Origin of the sequence: Nitrosococcus halophilus Nc 4 (assembly GCF_000024725.1) — a bacterium.
In the GTDB taxonomy this organism is placed as follows: domain Bacteria; phylum Pseudomonadota; class Gammaproteobacteria; order Nitrosococcales; family Nitrosococcaceae; genus Nitrosococcus; species Nitrosococcus halophilus.
On sequence record NC_013960.1, the window covers coordinates 2,332,737 to 2,350,315 of the forward strand.

Consider the following 17,579-nt stretch of genomic DNA (forward strand, 5'->3'; position numbering starts at 1 on the left):
CATCACGAGGGACGGGGGAGGGTGTCAGTGACAAGTACTGTCCCGGGTTCGATTTCCCCTTCCAGCACTTGGGTCATGATGCCGTCTGTGGCGCCGATGGTGATAGGGAGGGCTGTAGGCCGTCCTTCCTGTAAACTCCATACCCGCTGTTGTTGGGGGTTGCCGTTGACCTCCGGGCGTTGTTTGGAAGGAGAACGGGAGGGGTGGGGAAAGAGATAGCCAATTAAGCCCCGGTTAGAGGTGGAGGGCTTATCTTGGACGGGAGGGGTAAAGCGCAGCGCTCTGTTGGGGATCAGCAGCGCATTTTCCACCTGTTCCACGACGATGTCTGCGGTGGCGGTCATCCCCGGTCGCAGGGACAGATCGGAGTTATTTACCCTCAGCACGGTTTCATAGGTAATCACGCCATCTATTTCTTGGGCGCCGTAGCGGACCTGAGTAATCTGGGCTGAAAAGATTCGGCCTGGATAGGCGTCCACGGTAAAGGTGGCCCTTTGGCCTTCTTTTACCTGACCCACATCGGCCTCGTCCACATCCACGTGGAGTTCCATCTGAGTGAGATCTTCAGCCAGGGTGAATAGTACGGGAGTCTGGAAAGAGGCGGCTACGGTCTGGCCTGGTTCCACTGCGCGCACCAGGACGATGCCGCTGATAGGGGAGCGGATGACGGCTTTTGCTAGATCGGTCTCATGGGTGTCCAAGGTGGCGCGGGCTACGGCAACTTGGGCCTTGGCGCTGGCTTCTGCTGCCTGGGCCCGGGCATAAGCGGCCCGGGTGGTGTCTAATTCTTCTTGGGAGCATAACTGCCGTTGCGCTAACTTTTGACAGCGTTCAAAACGCAACCGGGTTTCCAGGACGGTGGCTTTTGCTTCTTGTTCCTTCGCTTTAGCTGAATCGAGGGAGGCCCGCGCTTGAATCACTTCTGCTTCCAGACGGTCAGTATCCAGCCGCGCCAAAACCTGCCCCCGCTCGATCTGGTGGTTGTAATCCACCTCTACGGTTTCAATGGTTCCGGAGAGCTCGCTGCCCACATCGACTTGATTAACCGGTTCCAGTGTTCCCGTGGCGGTTACCGTAACGGTGAGATTACCCCATTGTGCCTGGGCTGTTTTAAATTGAGTCTTAGGGCTATTGCCGGCGCTTTGGTAGGTGACAACGATACCGGTGAGGGCCAGTACCGCCATGGCGGCGAGCAGCCACTTCCAACGCTTCCGGCCAGTAGAGTGTGACCCCAGGCCTAAGACTTGGCTGATGTCGTCGGAGCGCTCTGTAGCATTATTTGTCATGGTTGAGATGGCATGGTGGCAAGAGGTAGCGACCCTGGGAATTCCCCTTGCAGTAGGGGGCGTTTGCAATGGGTAGCCATTAAATAATCTATCAGTAAGGGAAAGTGGTATTGGAATTTCCCTGTAATGAGATAGATTGATTGAAATTTAGTTCAGTATTTTTGAAAGCGCTGAATTCCTCCTTGGGGGAATCCCCGCTTGCCTTTTTTTACCGCTAGTCTGGTACTGTATTTTCTGGGAGACTGCTAGAGCGGTATTCAGGGTTTAACAGGAAAAAGGAAGACACTCGCCTATGTTGTTGGATAAAATACCAATATTACAAGACTTAGGGAGTCCATTTAGGGGAAATCCTTAACCCTATCCCAGGCGGCAGGGAAATCGGTGTTAGGATGTGCTTTTCATAGAGAAACGCGGAAGATAAGTTTAAACCACATTTTAAGGGATCCTTATCAATGAAAAGAATTAAGCGGCGATTAGCAAAAAATGAGTTAGCGCGGGGGAAATTACAAGCTGAGAAAGCAAGAAAAACCTTAGATTCCAAGGCGGATGATTTATTTGAAGCCGCCTATAAGAAGCTTTCCTCGGCGGCTTTACTGGATGCTAGTAATGCTGAAATTTTCCATTATTGGGGATTAGTGCTTTATGACCAAGCCCAACGGAAACAGGGTAAGGAAGCTAAGGAGCTTTATAAAACAGCATGTGAAAAATTTGAAACGGCCCTTAGACTTGAGCCGGACAGCGCAAAGGTCATGAATGACTGGGGCGCGGCCTTAATTGAGCAGGCCAAGAATAAACCTGATAAACGTGCCGAAGCCTTGTATGGGGAAGCAAAAGAGAAAATTGCTGCTGCGGAGGCCTTAGAGCCAGGGGTGGGGGCTTATAATCTAGCTTGCATCCATAGTTTGCGTGGAGAACAGAAAGCATGCCAAAAATATTTAGAACAGGGGCACCAGGCAAATAGCCTTCCTCCTCTAAAACATCTTAAGGTGGACAAGGATCTGGATAATGTCAGAAATGAGAAATGGTTTAAGAACTTTCTCGAAAAACTTGCTGAGGAAGAAGAAATGGAAACTTCGGAAGCGGAGGTTGTAGAAACGGAAGTAGAGGCAGAAAAGCAGTCAGAGAAAAACCGGGGTGTTAGTTCTTGGTGGCGTCGGTTAAAGCGTTCATAAAATTCATGCTAGGAGTGGGGACATCGGCAAGAATGTCCTGGAGCCCCTGTTGCTTCACCGGGTTATTGACTTAAGGCCCGCTGTAAAAAAATAGGTAGTGCTGCATATTGAGTGATTATGCGCTATATTTATATTATGTATGTATAGATTTCTCAAGGAGATAGCCATGAACTGTCCCCGATGCGGTGGTACTCATATTGTCAAAAATGGGAGTAATGGGGTCGGGACACCCAAATTTTTATGCAAAGTCTGCGGTCGGCAATTCGTGGAGGACCCCAAGAATTGCTCCATTACTCAAGAGACGAAAGAGCTGATTGATAAATTGCTCTTAGAGAGAATTCCGCTGGCAGGGATTGTCCGAGTCACGGGCGTTTCAGAGCGCTGGTTGCAATATTATGTGAACGATAAATATGCGCATACACCGCGGCGAGTGGAGATAAAAAAAAGTCCAGAGCTCGTTTAACCCTTGAGTGCGATGAGCTTTGGTCGTTTGTCGCCAGAAAGGGCAATAAACAATGGGTGTGGTTAGCGTTCGATAGGGACACCCAAGAAGTTGTGGGGGTTTATATCGGCGATCGGAGTCAAACAGGGGCACAAGGATTATGGCAGTCCTTACCCGCCGTTTATCGGCAGCGGGCCGTAAGTTACACCGATTTTTGGGAAGCCTATGAGGCTATCTTCCCAGGGCCACGCCATCGCAGCGTGGGCAAAGAAACGGGACAAACAAGCCACATTGAACGCTTTAATTGTACGCTCAGACAGCGTGTTTCGCGTTTAGTCAGAAAAGCACTCTCTTTCTCCAAGAAATTAGAAAACCATGTCGGCGCTATTTGGTATTTTGTCCACCATTATAATGCGACCCTTTGCCCAACAACCCGATCCTGATTATCACTCATAATGCAGGACTACCAAAAAATAAAAGCAAGGGTACCCCAAATATAAGATACCCTTGCTTATTAGAGAGCAGAAAGTAAACGACCGACCTGCTAAAGCAGGTGGCTTTTTCAGACCCAACCCCAAAAGAAGCGGTCATTTATGGTAATCAAGAGAGCCCACATACGGACGGCTTACCCCACAGGGGCGCCCGTTGCCAAGCTGATAAGCAAAGCAATCCCTCGATAGCTTAAGCAGAGCCTATGCCAAGCAGATTGAGGGCCAACAGTACGTAAAAAACCACCAATAGAAAATTCAGTGGCGAGGCGCCGGTTTTCATGTCTTCTGAAGCGGAGACTTCAAATTGCCGCCTCGGGCGGGCATTTTTAAATATCTTTCTGGCGTCAATTAATTTGCTTCTTTGTTCCATTGCCTGCGATTTCCTCGTCTATTTCAGGTTATCGTTTATCAGATAGAACTAGTTTAAAAATTAAAGCTGAAAACAAGCTGAAAAATGTTCCCATGGGGGGATCTGTAAGTATCTCAGTAAAAGTTTTTAAGTATTCCTGGAGCGAGCCGGTGGCGTGGAGCCAGGGGACAGGGAAGCCCCCGCAAACCCTCTTTTCAGGGAAGAAAAACGGATTTGCGGAACACCACCAGCTCGCTCCTAAAACGCCTCATATTTTATTCATAGGTACTTAAGTAGGGGATTGGAAGAGGCAATCAGGAAATCAATGCTAAAACCTAGGCTATTTGCAAGGCGGGCCTGTTGTCTAATACCAATTTCATGTAATTTTGCATTGTATAGATGCAGTCTAAACAAGCACTTGAAGCCTTAATAAATTGCATTCTTTGATTAAATTGGTATGAGACCCTTAGCCGTCGGCGTACACCAAGAGCTTATCCCGTTCGCCACCGAGCGAGGATTTAGCAAACTTGCGCTTAGGCGAGCATTGGGAATGCACATGAACTGCACGCCCTACCTATATGCCCTGGCAGAGCGCCGGGGCCGTGTGTCTCTGGATGGGGAGGAAGTCGAGAAGCCGACAGAGGAACACGCGGAACATGCACGGCAGAAGCTAAAGGCGAGGTTTGAGGCAAGGAAGCAGAAACGCGCCAATGAGCCACCAAAGAAAAGCAATACCGCGAAGGTGACTCCTATCCAGAGGGAAACACCACCAAAGCGGCCAATTCTCAGCTTGAAACGGGCGAAGGGGCTATCTAAGAACGCGGTTTAGACACCCTCCACCACTAAGAATTATTCTTATTTGAGGGGGGGGTTACCCCTTATTTAACCCCACCGTTTTCTTTTTTTTCTTATTCAATGCCCTATAGAACTCACGCTTGCTAACGCCCGCTTGGGATGCCATGGATTTGATGAGGTCAGGCCCGAAAGGGGCTTTCGGGCAATCAACAGTGACCTTATGTAAAACTTTCTCGGAGTATTTTACCCATTGCTCGTGTGAGGTGCCTTTCCGTGGGCGCGGTTCAAAACCAAGGTTCTTAAGGATCTGTTTTACCTCCCGGCATTCCAGCGGTCGCCAGCGCCAACCCATTATGCATGGTTCATAGGATGATGGTGTGGATCGCGAGGAAAGAGAGGAACCTGCTCCTGGAAAACCCGATAAATTTCTCTCTTCCAATGAACAACACGGGAAATCGATGCATAACAGCAGTAGCGCCAGCGGATGCTGAGCGGGGCTTTGCGCTGCATGAGTTGCATAGCATATTCGCGATCTTCACCGGCAAGTGCATCATAGACGTAATCAGCGATCATCGCCTCTAGCTTGCGCTTTACTTCTTCTAACGAATCACCCTGAGCAGCTAAGTTAAGGTCAATACAAAACCCTTGCCACTGGTCATCCCGGCGTTCAACAAAGCAGCGTAAAAAAAGAGCTTGTGGACGCATCTCGCATCACCTCTCTTGTTTGGGTGCTCAAATGTATGACAATTTTACTTAGTATATTCTTCCACAAGAGTATATTCTACTACCTCTCTTTTGTTCTTATCGGCTTTTAAAAGCTTTTTCTATCTTCCAATTCCTCCCCACACCCACGGGCTAACCCCCATAAACATTCGCGAAACCGGGGGCCTTATACCAATTTCATGTAATTTTGCACTGTATAGGTCTAATTTAAACAAACACTTACAACCTTAATAAATTGCATTCTTTTGTCAAATTGGTATTAGGGGTACCCATTACTAGGGTACGGGGGTACAATACGTTATGTTATATCGTAACAATTGGAGGAAAGCGGTTTTTAAGCGTGACGGGAGTTTGAAGGTTTGAGCATCGAGCGGCTAACCCGAGCTAAGGCCATCATCGAGGCGCACGGAGGCGCAGAGCTGGCCGAGTGGTTTAGTTTATTATCTACTGATATTTTCAAGGGGAAATCAAATGAGTTTTAAGCCTGGGCAAAGCGGCAACCCAGCAGGGAGGCCGAAAGGGACCAAAGACAAACGGACTGAGTTTAGGGAGCTGTTGCGCCCCCATGCGCCGGATTTAATTAAGAAGGCGGTAGAGATGGCTTTAGAGGGGGATGCCACCGCGCTAAAGTTGTGTCTAGATAAACTAATCCCCAACCTCAGACCCCAGGCAGAGCCGGTATCCATTCAGTTTAATGGCGAGTCATTACTTGAGAAAGGCCAAGAAATTTTAAAGGCAGTCAGTAAGGGGGAGATCACACCAGAGGAAGGGAATCACCTGTTAGCCGCGTTGGCGAACTATGGAGGGCTTGTTGGCAAGGAGCAGTCTTTGAAAAGGCATCGCGATTACCAGTCGTTTGATGCCATATTTAAAGGAGGCATATTATAAAAGCCCAGATGTGGCGCGCTAGCATCGGCAGATATTTGGTAAATCGCGCTTAAGCGCATCGAGTCACACTGAGTGGTGTTGGATTTTATGTAATACCCCCTGTTCTCCATCTCTGGAGGTTTCAGATTCTAGACCGGGCAGGTAGCCTATTTTTTATATCCACAAAATTCATACGGGTACCCGCCCACCCTAAATTTCTATAACTTCATGCACCAAAACCGGATGGGCAGCCCATTTTTTGCATCCGCAAAATTATTAAGTGGGGGGGTCCTTTCTGGGATTTTATCTCATGCGGGTGCAGGGAACCACGGGAAAAAGCTACACAGCAAAATTTTTCTAGGATGTCCTTCCTGTTAGCTAAATGTTGACTGGGCAGAAAACCTTACATTGCGGCCACATATGCGAGGGGGTGCGAGCTTAATGAGTTATCTAGCTTGCGAGCTGTCTAGGCTTGACGGGGAGGGGGATGGGGTGCCTTGTGAGGCGCTTTGTCGGTAGTAAGACGGTACTAGAACACCCTGGTAAGTATTCCTTCCAAACTGGTAGGGTTAAAGATTAATGTGACTAAACGATAACTGTTGTTGAAAGTATTGAAAATGGGAGAAAAAATGAGAAAAAGCCTAGCCTTAGTAACTGCTCTATTCGCCTCAACCGCCACCTTAGCCGCCCCCGAGAACGGCTGGTGGTGGAACCCTGCCGAGCCGGGCACAGGATACAACATCGAGACGCAGAACGGAACGCTATTTGTCTCCACATTCGTCGATGGCGGGTCCGGTAATCCTGTATGGTACTCAGGTTCAGGGCAGCTTAACAGAAATAATATGGCCACTATTAACCTTTCGAACTCTGAAGTCGGGCAGTGTTTGGGATGCAAGTCTACCAGTATTTCATCCAGCGATAGCGGCTTCCAAATAACGCTAAGCTTCCAAAGTAGAGGTCAGGGAAAGGTAATCATAGACGGAAAGGAGAAACCGATAGAGCGACGTAACTTCAACTATGGCGGTGATCTCCAGAAGTTATTAGGAAGATGGAGTTTAATGATCGTAGATGATGGGGTTTTCGGTCTTGGTTTTGGGGATTTCATCAGTTATGACTCAATAGATGGTAAATTCGTGGAAGGTGTAAGGTTAATGAATGGAAGCCAACCAAGTACTGTAATTTCCACTGATGACGGAAAATATATCGGACTTATCGCGCTTAGAAATGGTTTCGAGGCAATAATTTATTTTGGGTTCTCCGCTCTTAATAGAGTAGGAGGGTTGTTCGCCATCATTGACGAAGATGCGACAGCATCAGAAGGTCTTGATGAATTAGAACGTAATGGGGTTCTATTCATCGGGTATCGCATGACGCCAGGAAGCAGGGCAAACCAAAAATCCTCTAATCTAAGCTCTTTGAGCACCCAAGACACGTTAGTCTCTCAAGACATGAGGAACTTCTTAGAAGAAGTAATTATTCATTCAGCAGATATTTCTCTGCCTAGTCAAATTAAATAGTCAATTTCTAGCTAATAAAATACAAAACCCTGTTAGCCCCTAACCCCCGGCTGGCGGGGTTTTTGTTTAGCGTGCTCCCAATACCCTGTGTGGGTGGCGAAGAAATTGGTTACCCCGAATTTTCGGAGTCCCTAAAAAAGGCTCCCCCGTGCCGGTGGAGAATGAATTGAGAGGTAAGCGAGACCATAAAAAGGGAGAGCATGAATTTTTTCGTCCCCTAAAAGGGGAGTTTTGCGGTACCTATAAAAACAGAGATAGCGGAGTCTATAAAAGAGCCAAAAACCGAATTGACCCGCCTAAATGCTACCCCATTTGCTACCCGAGGCTTTTTTGGAGCGGATAAATATCTTGTAAGGTATTGTTAATTAAAGGCTAAGCGTTGCAGGCTTCCACTGTGGCCAAATCCGTCTTACTCCATAAGGGTGCGCACCCTATTTATAGATTAAAACATGGTGACGGGGTGCCATGCGAGAGCTTGTGCCGGTAAAATGTCTTATCCTTGAGTATTTTGAGGAAACTGAATTATGAAGAAAGTGACACTGACTCTGGCAATCCCAATCGCTATGAGCATAACTGAACAAATCACCCCATTAAGCGAAGCTGAGGTATACGCTAGGTGTCCTGGGGCATTAGAAACTTTGTGCGAAGGAAGATTGGCTAGGGCAAGAGGTGAGCATCAAAGCGGAACGCCTTTCACACAATTAAACACTATCGCTTCTAGTGCAACCGCTGCAACTGGCTACATTTCAAATCCGTTTGATTTTGGCGTGTCAAAATAACGTCGCAGCAGGTGCAGGATGCCTATAAGGATATTCCGGGGGCATATTATTGATACTTACCCCCGGCTGTTTTTTTCATCTATAGGACTTGTTGGGGACTTGATTTTAGAAGGGACAAACAACGATACTAAGCACCCAAGAAAATACAGCTTTAAGTATTTGTTTATAAAGTTTTAAATGGTGGGCGATACTGGGATTGAACCAGTGACCCCTGCCGTGTGAAGGCAGTGCTCTCCCGCTGAGCTAATCGCCCTAAGTGAGGTGCAATTTTACGGCCAGACTCTTTCGGGGTCAATGACAACTTTATAGAGGGGAAGGGGATGCCCGATCCGCGTTTTGAAGCCTTGCAACAATGGTTGAGCCGGGATCTTGGCATAATGAATTACCACCTGGTGCCGGCCTCGGGGGATGCCAGTTTCCGGCGCTATTTCCGGGTGCACCGGAATGGGGAGAGTCTAATTGCGATGGATGCTCCGCCGGCGCGGGAGGATTGCCGACCTTTTATCCATATTGCCCAGGGGTTTCGCAGCTTAGGGTTGAATGTGCCTGAGGTACTGGAGCAAAACTTGGAACAGGGCTTCCTCTTGCTCACCGATCTGGGCGAGCGCCAGTACCTGAAGATCTTGAACTCCCATAATGCCCCGGTGCTCTATGGGGATGCTTTGGCGGCCTTACGGTTGCTTCAGGGGGGGGATGCCGAAGTATTGGGGCTGCCACCCTATGACCAGGATTTGTTGATGAAAGAGATGGAACTATTCCGGGAGTGGTATCTGGGGCGCTACTTAGGGATTGACATAGGAGCGGCTTTAAATAAGACTTTTGGGTTGCTTGTTGCTTCGGCTCTGGAGCAACCCCAGGTACCGGTACATCGGGATTACCATTCACGCAATCTCATGATGACGGAACAAGCCAATCCTGGGATTTTGGATTTCCAAGATGCGGTGAAGGGTCCGGTGACCTACGATTTAGTGTCTTTGTTGCGGGATTGTTATCGGGCTTGGCCGCGGGACAGGGTGCTCACCTGGCTCTATGATTATCGGCGGAAGGCGGCCCAGGTAGAAATTCCGGTAGGCGCTAGCGAAGGGGAGTTTCTACGCTGGTTCGATTGGATGGGAGTGCAACGCCACTTGAAGGCCAGTGGGATTTTTGCCCGTTTGAATTACCGGGATGGGAAGCCAGGCTATCTTAAGGACATTCCCCGGACCTTGAATTACCTCCGCACTGTGGCCTGCCAGTATGGCGAACTGGCGGAATTGGCCCAAGTGCTGAGAGATTTGCCCGAGCCGGTGAACTCACCGTGAAGGCCATGATACTCGCCGCTGGACGGGGAGAGCGGATGCGGCCGCTGACTGATAATACTCCTAAGCCCTTGCTTCGGGCCGGTTCCAAACGTTTGATTGAGTATCTTATTGAGTCCCTGGCGACGGCCGGGTTTACCGAGCTGGTGATTAATCATGCCTATTTGGGGGAACAGGTGGAGCAAATGCTGGGTGATGGCGAGCATTATGGCATTCAAATCCGCTATTCTCCCGAGGGCGAGGAGGGGTTGGAGACGGGGGGCGGTATTTTTCAGGCCCTTCCCCTGCTCGGGGAGGAGCCTTTTTTAGTGCTTAATGGGGATATTTGGACTGATTATCCCTTTGCTAGGGCGCGGCGGGCACCGACAGGGCTAGCCCACCTGATTTTGGTGGACAATCCCCCTTACTATCCCCAAGGAGACTTTGCTTTGCGAGGAGAGCGGGTGGCCGCGGAAGGAGCCCCCAGGCTGACTTTTAGTGGCATGGGGATTTACCGTCCGGAGCTGTTTGCCCATTGCCATCCTGGTCGATTTCCCCTGGCCCCCTTGCTGCGAGAGGCGATGGGTCAAGGTTCGGTGAGCGGGGAATATTACCGGGGGCAGTGGTGGGATGTTGGCACCCCAGCACGCTTGCAGCATTTAGAGCAGTGGTTGCAAGCTAGTAGGCGCGCGCCGTGCCCCTACCGTTTCTAGGATTATTGCGGTCCACCTACTAGCAATTTTTCTAGCAAGGCCTTTTGGGCATGGAGGCGATTTTCCGCTTCGTCCCAGACCACGCTTTGCGGGCCATCAATCACCTCTGCGGTGACTTCCTCACCCCGGTGGGCAGGGAGACAGTGCATGAAAAGGGCATCCTCCTGAGCCAGGGCCATCAGTTTGCTATTGATTTGGTAGTCTGCAAAGTCCTGAAGCCGGCGTAGCTTTTCTTTTTCTTGCCCCATACTGGTCCAAACATCGGTAACCACCAGGTCAGCTCCTTTGGCCGCCTCCCGTGGGTCTATCATGATTTGCGCCCGTTCCCCCGCCGTTTGCAAAATAGTGGGGTCGGGTTCATAGCCTACCGGGGTAGCGATCCGCAGCTGGAAATCGAATTGGCAGGCCGCATTAATGTAGGATTGGCACATGTTGTTACCATCCCCTATCCAGGCGATGGTTCGGCCCTGGATACCTCCCCGGTGCTCGAGGTAGGTTTGAATGTCCGCCAGTAACTGGCAGGGATGATAGCCATCTGTGAGGGCATTGATTACGGGTACCCGGGAGTAGGCCGCGAAGCGCTCCAACATCGAGTGGGAAAAGGTGCGGACCATCAAACAATCCACCATCCGGGAGAGGACCCGGGCCGTATCTTCTATGGGTTCTCCCCGTCCGAGTTGGGTATCCTGGGGTGAGAGGAAGATGGCACTGCCACCCAATTGGGCCATGCCTGCCTCAAAGGAGACGCGGGTACGGGTGGAGGATTTCTCGAACAGCATCCCAAGTACTTTGTTTTTCAGGGGCTCGTAGATTTTCCCCTGCCGTTGTAGGGTTTTGAGATCCATGGCCCGCAGTACTAACTGCCTGAGCTCGTCAGCCGGTAGGTCGAGTAACGTCAGAAAATGTTGTACTGCCATCCCTATCTCCCTTATTATCCATGGGTCTCAGCCCTCTTTGAGAAATGTTCTGATCAGTTTGTCAATCTTTGCCACAATGATATCGGCTTCCCTATCGCTAATAATAAGGGGGGGAAGCAACCGTATGACATTGCCTGCGGTGACATTAAGCAGTAGCCTTTCCGCTAGGGCTTGCTGCATCAGCTTACCACAGGGGCGATCCAGTGCGATTCCTATCATCAACCCTTGCCCTCGAATAGCCTTGACTTCAGGTAGGTCGCGTAATGTTTCCCGGAAGGCCTCGAGCATTCGCTGTCCTAATTGAGCTGCTCGTGCCGCCAGCTGCTGCTGCTCTAAGGTTTCCAATACCGTTAGGGCGGCCCGACAGGCCAGGGGGTTGCCGCCACAGGTGGAACCGTGACTGCCGGGCTGCAATACTTGGGCGGCTTTGCCCTGGGCGAGGCAGGCACCAATGGGAATGCCGTTACCTAGGCTTTTGGCAAGGGTGATCACGTCTGGTTGGGATTGGCTGTGCTGGAAGGCAAACCAGCGGCCGGTACGGCAAAGCCCGGTTTGCACCTCATCCAGCATCATCAACCAGCCTTGGGTATCGCAAATTGCCCGGATCTGGTCGAGATAGGTACTTCCTGGAACTACGATACCCCCCTCGCCCTGGATAGGTTCCACCAGGACGGCGACGACTTCTTTACGGGTGGGCTCGGGTAGTTTTTCCAAGGCGGAAGCATCGTTATAAGGCACCCGAATAAAATTTTGAACCAGGGGTTCGAAGCCTGCCTGAATCTTGGCATTGCCGGTGGCGCTTAAGGTGGCCAGGGTGCGTCCGTGGAAACTGCCCGTCATCACGATAACCTGAGGATTATCGATGCCCTGCTCATGCCCATAGCGGCGCGCGATCTTAAGGGCGGCTTCATTGGCCTCGGCCCCGGAATTAGCAAAAAAGACTCGCTCCATTCCAGCCAAGGTATTGAGCCGGGTGGCTAAGGCTTCCTGGAGGGGAATCTGGTAAAGGTTGGAGGTATGCAGTAGACGCCCTGCCTGTTCCCTAATCGCCTCGGTAATGGCGGGGTGGGCATGGCCAAGGCCACAAACCGCAATACCGGCTAGGGCATCCAGATATTCATTGCCAGCGGTATCCCACAGCCGGGCGCCTTCTCCCCGTTCAAAGGCCACGGGAAGGCGGGCATAGGCAGACATTAACGGTTCGTTCATTATGGTGCGATCAAACTTAACGGTGAGTTTTGAATGAAAAAATGGCAGCCCCCCTAGAGGCTGCCATAGGCTAATAGGAGTTTCATCGTGACTAATTTCCATCAGTCCGACAAATTCGCGTTTCTCAGCGGCCCTCAGGCAGCAGCCCTCGGGGTCTTTACCGCTCCACGCGCTTTGACTTCGGGTCCCCTCGACCCTAGGCTCCGTGAGCGAGAAAATCATAGCGCCAATTCGGCGCTGAAACAACAGTTAACCGGCCCTCTCCCTCGGCGCGCCGTTTCACTTCGCGACCTGGCTAGAGGGCCGTTTACCATCCAGGGAGAACGTCAAGGAGTAAGAAAGGAGGGGTGCCCCCTGCTTCCGATGGGGTTAACTCGTCTTAGCTCGCCAAGTTTTTGGCGACAAAATCCCAGTTTGCCAGATTCCAGAAGGCTTCCAGGTATTTGGGCCGGGCATTACGGTAATCAATATAGTAAGCATGTTCCCAGACATCGCAGGTCAGTAAGGGAGTTTTGCCCTCTGTCAGAGGGTTACCGGCGTTACTGGTGCCGACGATATCCAAGGAGCCATCGGGATTTTTGACCAACCAGGCCCAACCGGAACCAAATAGGGTTATGGCTGACTGACTGAATTTCTCTTTAAAATCGGCGAAAGAGCCAAAATTTTCCCGGATAGCGTCCATCAGGGCACCATTAGGTTCCTCCCCTCCCTGGGGCGCTAGGCAGTTCCAATAAAAGGTGTGGTTCCATATTTGAGCGCCATTATTGAAGATTGCACCAGAGGCTTTGGTAATAATTTCCTCTAAAGATGCATTTTCAAACTCGGTTCCAGGCACAAGCCCATTGAGTTTGTCCACGTAGGTTTGGTGGTGCTTGCCATAATGGTATTCGAGGGTTTCCTGGGAAATATGGGGTTCCAGGGCGTTCATAGCGTAAGGGAGTTCTGGTAAGCGATGACTCATGCCCAATCTCCTTTGTCGTGTCGTTGGTTAGGTGTGGTATAAAATGGAATGACTGACTAAAAATATCAAGAATAGTCTAAGGGGCTCTTAGTCGTGATTGCAAGGGCAGTAGTTAGCGCGATTCGGGCCCTAGTCACCTTGCTTTAGCAAGGAACCTTTGCGTGACAAGTGAAGTCTAGTCAAGTCTAGTCAAGTTTGTTTAAGTATATGACATCTCGGAGGTATATGCTGTGGATGTAATGGAACAGATTAAAGAAGCCGTGGAATCTAATCGGATCATTTTGTTTATGAAGGGCTCGCCTGAATTACCCCAGTGCGGTTTTTCTAGCCGGGTAGCCCAAGCACTACAGGCTTGTGGCGCGGAATTTGCTTACGTGGATGTGCTTGCTAACCCAGAAGTCCGTGCCAATCTACCCCGGTACGCCAATTGGCCCACTTTCCCTCAACTGTATATTAATGGTGAATTGGTAGGGGGATGTGATATTACCTTAGAGCTGTTTGAAAGCGGGGAACTGCAAAAAATGGTGCAGGAAGCTGCTCCTCATCCCTCGGAAGGGTAGTTTTTACAGCCCGGCGGGTAGCGCGCGGCGCGCTTAGGTAAGCGCTTTGCGCGTTTTCCGCCCTTGAACCGGCATCATGGCCTCCTTACTATAGCGACAAGAAATTCTATAATTGTTAGGGTACCGGTTTTCTCTTTATCGAAAGAGATGGTCAAGAGGAATCGGGTTGGTTTATGGGTAAGATAGATCCAGATGAAGAGAATGAGGGTGGCTTTGCCGTTGATACGGCAAAGCCAAAGCTCAAGCGACCACCAATGTATAAAGTGGTGATGCTCAATGACGATTACACCCCTATGGAGTTCGTCGTGGAGGTGTTGCAGACTTTTTTCGCTATGGATAGGGAAAAGGCGACACGGATTATGTGGCAGGTCCATACCGAGGGGAAAGGCATTTGCGGTGTATTTACCTATGAGATCGCAGAAACAAAGGTGGCTCAGGTGAACGAGTATTCTCTGAACCACCAGCATCCGCTAAAGTGTGTTTTAGAAAAAGCGTAATGGAGTCTGTAGGGCTTAATTTTATCGGTAGGGTCTTGCAGGTCTTGGCGGGTTGCGGTAGCGTCCTAAGGAAGATTTAAGGTTTTTGATGAGTTTTTTGTCTGTTGGTATAGCCCCGCCTGAAGTGAGGTGATTGGCCATGTTGAGCAGGGACCTGGAAACAAGCCTAAACCAGGCCTTTAAAGATGCGCGGGAGAAAATGCATGAGTTTCTCACCGTGGAGCACCTCTTACTTGCCATGCTGGACAACCCGGCAGCGGCGACTGTGTTACGTGCCTGTGGCGCGAATCTGGAGCAATTGAAGGAAGAAATAACTGTTTTTCTCAATGAAACTACGCCGTTATTGTCGACCAAAGATGGTCGAGATACCCAGCCGACCCTCGGATTTCAGCGGGTATTGCAGCGGGCGGTGCTTCAGGTTCAGTCCTCGGGGCAGAAAGAGGTCACCGGCGCTAATGTTCTGGTTGCGATTTATGGCGAGCAGCAGTCTCAAGCGGTCTACTTCCTGAAACGCCAGCATGTGACTCGCCTGGATGTGGTCAATTACATCTCCCATGGGATTAGCAAGGTTGATCCCCAGGGCAGTAGCGGAGAATCGGCTGGGGCCTCGGAAGAAGCGGAGGCCACCGGTGTTGAAACCCCTGGGCAGAGCCCCCTGGAAACCTATGCCACCAATCTTAACCGGTTGGCGGCACAGGGAAGAATCGACCCCCTGATTGGTCGCCGTATTGAATTGGAGAGAACGATTCAGATTTTGTGCCGGCGGCGTAAGAACAACCCCTTGTTTGTCGGCGAGGCGGGGGTAGGTAAAACTGCCTTGGCCGAAGGGCTGGCGCGGAAAATTGTTGAAGGGGATATCCCCGATGTGTTGCAAGATTGCACCATTTACAGCTTGGATATGGGCGCCTTGCTGGCCGGCACCAAGTACCGGGGCGACTTTGAAAAGCGTTTAAAGGGCATCTTGGCCCAGCTTAAAAAGGAAAAAGGCGCTATCCTTTTTATCGACGAGATCCATACGGTGATTGGCGCGGGTTCGGCTTCTGGTGGAGTGATGGATGCTTCCAATCTCATCAAGCCCGTGCTGGCCTCCGGTGAGCTTAAGTGTATTGGTTCCACCACCTATCAGGAATACCGGGGTATTTTTGAGAAGGATCGGGCCTTGGCGCGCCGATTTCAGAAAATCGATATCCCTGAGCCCTCGGTAGAGGAAACAGTGCAGATCTTGCGGGGGTTGAAATCCCGCTTGGAAGAGCATCATAAGGTTCGATTCTCCCAGGCCGCGCTCCGGACGGCGGCTGAGCTTTCAGCCCGTTATATTAACGATCGCCATCTCCCGGATAAGGCCATTGATGTGCTTGATGAATGTGGCGCCAGCCAACAGCTGTTAGCGCCCTCCAGGCGCAAAAAGGTCATTGGGGTACAGGATGTGCAAACGGTGGTCGCTAAGATGGCCCGTATTCCACCTAAGCACGTCTCGACTTCCGATAAGGAAAGCCTGGCTAAGTTGGAAGCCAATCTTAAGCAGGTGATTTTTGGGCAGGATGAAGCCATTGAGGTGCTGAGTTCGGCCATCAAAATGTCTCGTTCCGGCTTAGGGGATACCGGCCGGCCGGTGGGCTCGTTCCTTTTCGCGGGTCCTACCGGTGTCGGCAAGACGGAAGTGACTCGTCAATTGGCGTATGTCCTGGGTATTGAACTCATCCGTTTTGATATGTCCGAGTACATGGAGCGCCACACGGTCTCTCGCCTAATTGGGGCTCCGCCGGGCTATGTGGGTTACGATCAAGGCGGCTTGCTTACCGAAGCTGTCTGCAAAACTCCCCATGCGGTTTTGTTACTGGACGAGATTGAAAAGGCTCACCCTGATGTGTTCAATTTGCTCTTGCAAGTGATGGACCATGGTACGCTGACGGATAATAACGGGCGCAAGGCGGATTTTCGCAATGTTATCCTGGTCATGACCTCCAATGCGGGGGCCCAAGAGATCAGTCGAACCTCTATAGGTTTTACCCCACAAGACCATTCTACTGATGCCATGGAAGTCATTCGGCGGACATTTAGTCCCGAGTTTCGCAACCGACTGGATGCGGTTATCCAATTCAGCGCCCTGGATGGACCTTCCATTGGTCGAGTCGTCGACAAGTTTGTGCTGGAGTTGGAGCTCCTCCTGCAGGATAAAAATGTAACTCTAGAGGTGAGCGAGATGGCTCGGGCTTGGTTGGCTGAGCATGGCTATGATGAAAAAATGGGTGCGCGACCCATGGCTCGCCTCATACAGGAGAAGATTAAAAGGCCTTTGGCGGATGAGCTGCTATTTGGCAAGCTGGCCAACGGGGGGCACGTGGTGGTCGATATGGCCGAAGGCGAACTTCAACTGACTTGTCAAAGTAGCCGCGATTGAGCTACTGCCCGTGCGGCGTTGGGTGTCTCCGGCGCATGGACGCTTGTTCTTTTTCCGGCTGTTTTCCCTAGCTTCAAAAATTATGTTATAAAGTTACAATTGCTAGGTCCAGTCGGGGTTTTTTTTAGTGTCCCATACCAATATTCTTCTCCCCTTCAGGGGGGCCAGCCACAATCACTGGCGCTGTATCCGCGATGCTTTGGCAGTGGCGGAAAAAAACTGCGCTAACCGGGGCCTACGACTGACCAAGCTGCGGCGCCGGGTTTTAGAGTTAGTGTGGGAACGCCATGCGCCGGTGAAAGCCTACGATATTCTCGAGCAGTTGCGCCAAGAGCATCGAGGGGCTGCCCCTCCCACCGTTTATCGAGCCCTGGATTTTCTGCTTCAGGCGGGCCTGATCCATCGCTTAGAAACCCTCAATGCCTATGTCGGTTGCGGCGATCCCGATCGCCCCCATATCGGACAATTTTTATTATGCCGACAGTGCGGTACGGTCGCCGAATTGGATGCTCCTGAGATTACCGGGATTCTAAGCAGAGAAGCGAGAAATTTAGGCTTTCGGGTGGATCGCCAGACCGTAGAAATTAGAGGGTTGTGTCCTCAATGCAACGGTATTTAGCTGT

General features: G+C 50.7%; 19 protein-coding genes and 1 tRNA gene. 12 read left to right on the plus strand and 8 right to left on the minus strand.

All coding sequences use genetic code 11. From position 1 onward, the window contains the following. Window positions 1-2 precede the first annotated feature (2 nt). Window positions 3-1,286, minus strand: coding sequence for an efflux RND transporter periplasmic adaptor subunit (locus tag NHAL_RS10970; protein ID WP_013033209.1), 1,284 nt, complete (start codon window positions 1,284-1,286; stop codon window positions 3-5). Between the two features lie 452 nt (window positions 1,287-1,738). On the opposite strand from NHAL_RS10970, the gene NHAL_RS10975 reads away from it, so the two are divergent. Together NHAL_RS10975 and NHAL_RS20475 are read left to right on the plus strand one after the other, a co-directional pair. Then, window positions 1,739-2,458, plus strand: a complete 720-nt coding sequence (locus NHAL_RS10975) for a TPR end-of-group domain-containing protein (RefSeq protein WP_013033210.1) — start codon at window positions 1,739-1,741, stop codon at window positions 2,456-2,458. A gap of 166 nt (window positions 2,459-2,624) precedes the next feature. Next, window positions 2,625-3,343, plus strand: a protein-coding gene (locus NHAL_RS20475; protein WP_420804776.1) for an IS1 family transposase whose coding sequence is annotated in 2 segments (ribosomal slippage) — window positions 2,625-2,895 and window positions 2,895-3,343 — 720 coding nt in all. Because the reading frame shifts where the segments join, the coding sequence is not laid out codon by codon here. A 238-nt stretch (window positions 3,344-3,581) separates the two neighbouring features. Here NHAL_RS20475 and NHAL_RS10990 read toward each other — a convergent pair. Next, complete coding sequence (locus tag NHAL_RS10990) at window positions 3,582-3,761, minus strand: hypothetical protein (protein ID WP_013033211.1); 180 nt, start codon at window positions 3,759-3,761, stop codon at window positions 3,582-3,584. A 436-nt stretch (window positions 3,762-4,197) separates the two neighbouring features. Here NHAL_RS10990 and NHAL_RS10995 point away from each other — a divergent pair, with 436 nt between their 5' ends. Continuing rightward, window positions 4,198-4,569 carry a ProQ/FINO family protein gene (locus NHAL_RS10995; RefSeq protein WP_013033212.1) on the plus strand — a complete coding sequence of 124 codons (372 nt, stop codon included), beginning with the start codon at window positions 4,198-4,200 and terminating at the stop codon, window positions 4,567-4,569. Between the two features lie 42 nt (window positions 4,570-4,611). Here the strand turns inward: NHAL_RS10995 and NHAL_RS22485 are convergent, their stop codons facing one another. Together NHAL_RS22485 and NHAL_RS11005 are read right to left on the minus strand one after the other, a co-directional pair. Further along, the gene (locus NHAL_RS22485; protein WP_013033213.1) at window positions 4,612-4,887 is read right to left on the minus strand and encodes a type II toxin-antitoxin system HicA family toxin; all 276 of its coding nucleotides are present in this window, start codon (window positions 4,885-4,887) and stop codon (window positions 4,612-4,614) included. Beyond that, a complete protein-coding gene (locus tag NHAL_RS11005) occupies window positions 4,887-5,240 on the minus strand; it encodes a hypothetical protein (protein ID WP_013033214.1) in 354 nt (117 codons plus the stop codon). The genes NHAL_RS22485 and NHAL_RS11005 overlap by 1 nt, the downstream gene beginning before the upstream one ends. 489 nt (window positions 5,241-5,729) lie before the next feature. Between NHAL_RS11005 and NHAL_RS11010 the strand changes: the two genes are divergently transcribed. The 3 genes from NHAL_RS11010 (at window position 5,730) to NHAL_RS21175 (ending at window position 8,421) form a co-directional block, all read left to right on the plus strand. Continuing rightward, entirely contained in the window at window positions 5,730-6,146 is a 417-nt protein-coding gene (locus NHAL_RS11010; RefSeq protein ID WP_013033215.1) for a DUF5681 domain-containing protein, read from the plus strand. 581 nt (window positions 6,147-6,727) lie between these two features. After that, the gene (locus NHAL_RS21620) at window positions 6,728-7,642 is read left to right on the plus strand and encodes a hypothetical protein (protein ID WP_203434316.1); all 915 of its coding nucleotides are present in this window, start codon (window positions 6,728-6,730) and stop codon (window positions 7,640-7,642) included. A gap of 524 nt (window positions 7,643-8,166) precedes the next feature. Next, a complete protein-coding gene (locus tag NHAL_RS21175) occupies window positions 8,167-8,421 on the plus strand; it encodes a hypothetical protein (protein WP_013033217.1) in 255 nt (84 codons plus the stop codon). 178 nt (window positions 8,422-8,599) lie between these two features. Here the strand turns inward: NHAL_RS21175 and NHAL_RS11020 are convergent. Then, window positions 8,600-8,674: transfer RNA gene (locus tag NHAL_RS11020), tRNA-Val, on the minus strand. A gap of 67 nt (window positions 8,675-8,741) precedes the next feature. On the opposite strand from NHAL_RS11020, the gene NHAL_RS11025 reads away from it, so the two are divergent. Next, entirely contained in the window at window positions 8,742-9,722 is a 981-nt protein-coding gene (locus NHAL_RS11025) for an aminoglycoside phosphotransferase family protein (RefSeq protein WP_013033218.1), read from the plus strand. Then, window positions 9,719-10,411: an N-acetylmuramate alpha-1-phosphate uridylyltransferase MurU gene (murU, locus tag NHAL_RS11030; protein WP_013033219.1), complete on the plus strand. Its 693-nt coding sequence runs from the start codon at window positions 9,719-9,721 to the stop codon at window positions 10,409-10,411. The genes NHAL_RS11025 and murU overlap by 4 nt, the downstream gene beginning before the upstream one ends. A 2-nt stretch (window positions 10,412-10,413) precedes the next feature. Here murU and argF read toward each other — a convergent pair whose 3' ends face one another. From argF to NHAL_RS11045, 3 genes are all read right to left on the minus strand, one after another. After that, complete coding sequence (gene argF, locus NHAL_RS11035; protein ID WP_013033220.1) at window positions 10,414-11,328, minus strand: ornithine carbamoyltransferase; 915 nt, start codon at window positions 11,326-11,328, stop codon at window positions 10,414-10,416. Window positions 11,329-11,355: 27 nt separating this feature from the next. Beyond that, window positions 11,356-12,537, minus strand: a complete 1,182-nt coding sequence (locus tag NHAL_RS11040) for an aspartate aminotransferase family protein (protein WP_041355671.1) — start codon at window positions 12,535-12,537, stop codon at window positions 11,356-11,358. 379 nt (window positions 12,538-12,916) lie between these two features. Then, window positions 12,917-13,498: a superoxide dismutase gene (locus NHAL_RS11045; RefSeq protein ID WP_013033222.1), complete on the minus strand. Its 582-nt coding sequence runs from the start codon at window positions 13,496-13,498 to the stop codon at window positions 12,917-12,919. A gap of 230 nt (window positions 13,499-13,728) precedes the next feature. Here NHAL_RS11045 and grxD point away from each other — a divergent pair, with 230 nt between their 5' ends. From grxD to NHAL_RS11065, 4 genes are all read left to right on the plus strand, one after another. Beyond that, window positions 13,729-14,058 carry a Grx4 family monothiol glutaredoxin gene (gene grxD, locus NHAL_RS11050; RefSeq protein ID WP_013033223.1) on the plus strand — a complete coding sequence of 110 codons (330 nt, stop codon included), beginning with the start codon at window positions 13,729-13,731 and terminating at the stop codon, window positions 14,056-14,058. 173 nt (window positions 14,059-14,231) lie between these two features. Continuing rightward, a complete protein-coding gene (gene clpS / locus NHAL_RS11055; protein WP_013033224.1) occupies window positions 14,232-14,555 on the plus strand; it encodes an ATP-dependent Clp protease adapter ClpS in 324 nt (107 codons plus the stop codon). Window positions 14,556-14,694: 139 nt separating this feature from the next. Continuing rightward, window positions 14,695-16,956 carry an ATP-dependent Clp protease ATP-binding subunit ClpA gene (gene clpA, locus NHAL_RS11060; protein ID WP_013033225.1) on the plus strand — a complete coding sequence of 754 codons (2,262 nt, stop codon included), beginning with the start codon at window positions 14,695-14,697 and terminating at the stop codon, window positions 16,954-16,956. Between the two features lie 127 nt (window positions 16,957-17,083). Next, window positions 17,084-17,575: a Fur family transcriptional regulator gene (locus tag NHAL_RS11065; RefSeq protein WP_013033226.1), complete on the plus strand. Its 492-nt coding sequence runs from the start codon at window positions 17,084-17,086 to the stop codon at window positions 17,573-17,575. Window positions 17,576-17,579: the final 4 nt, after the last annotated feature.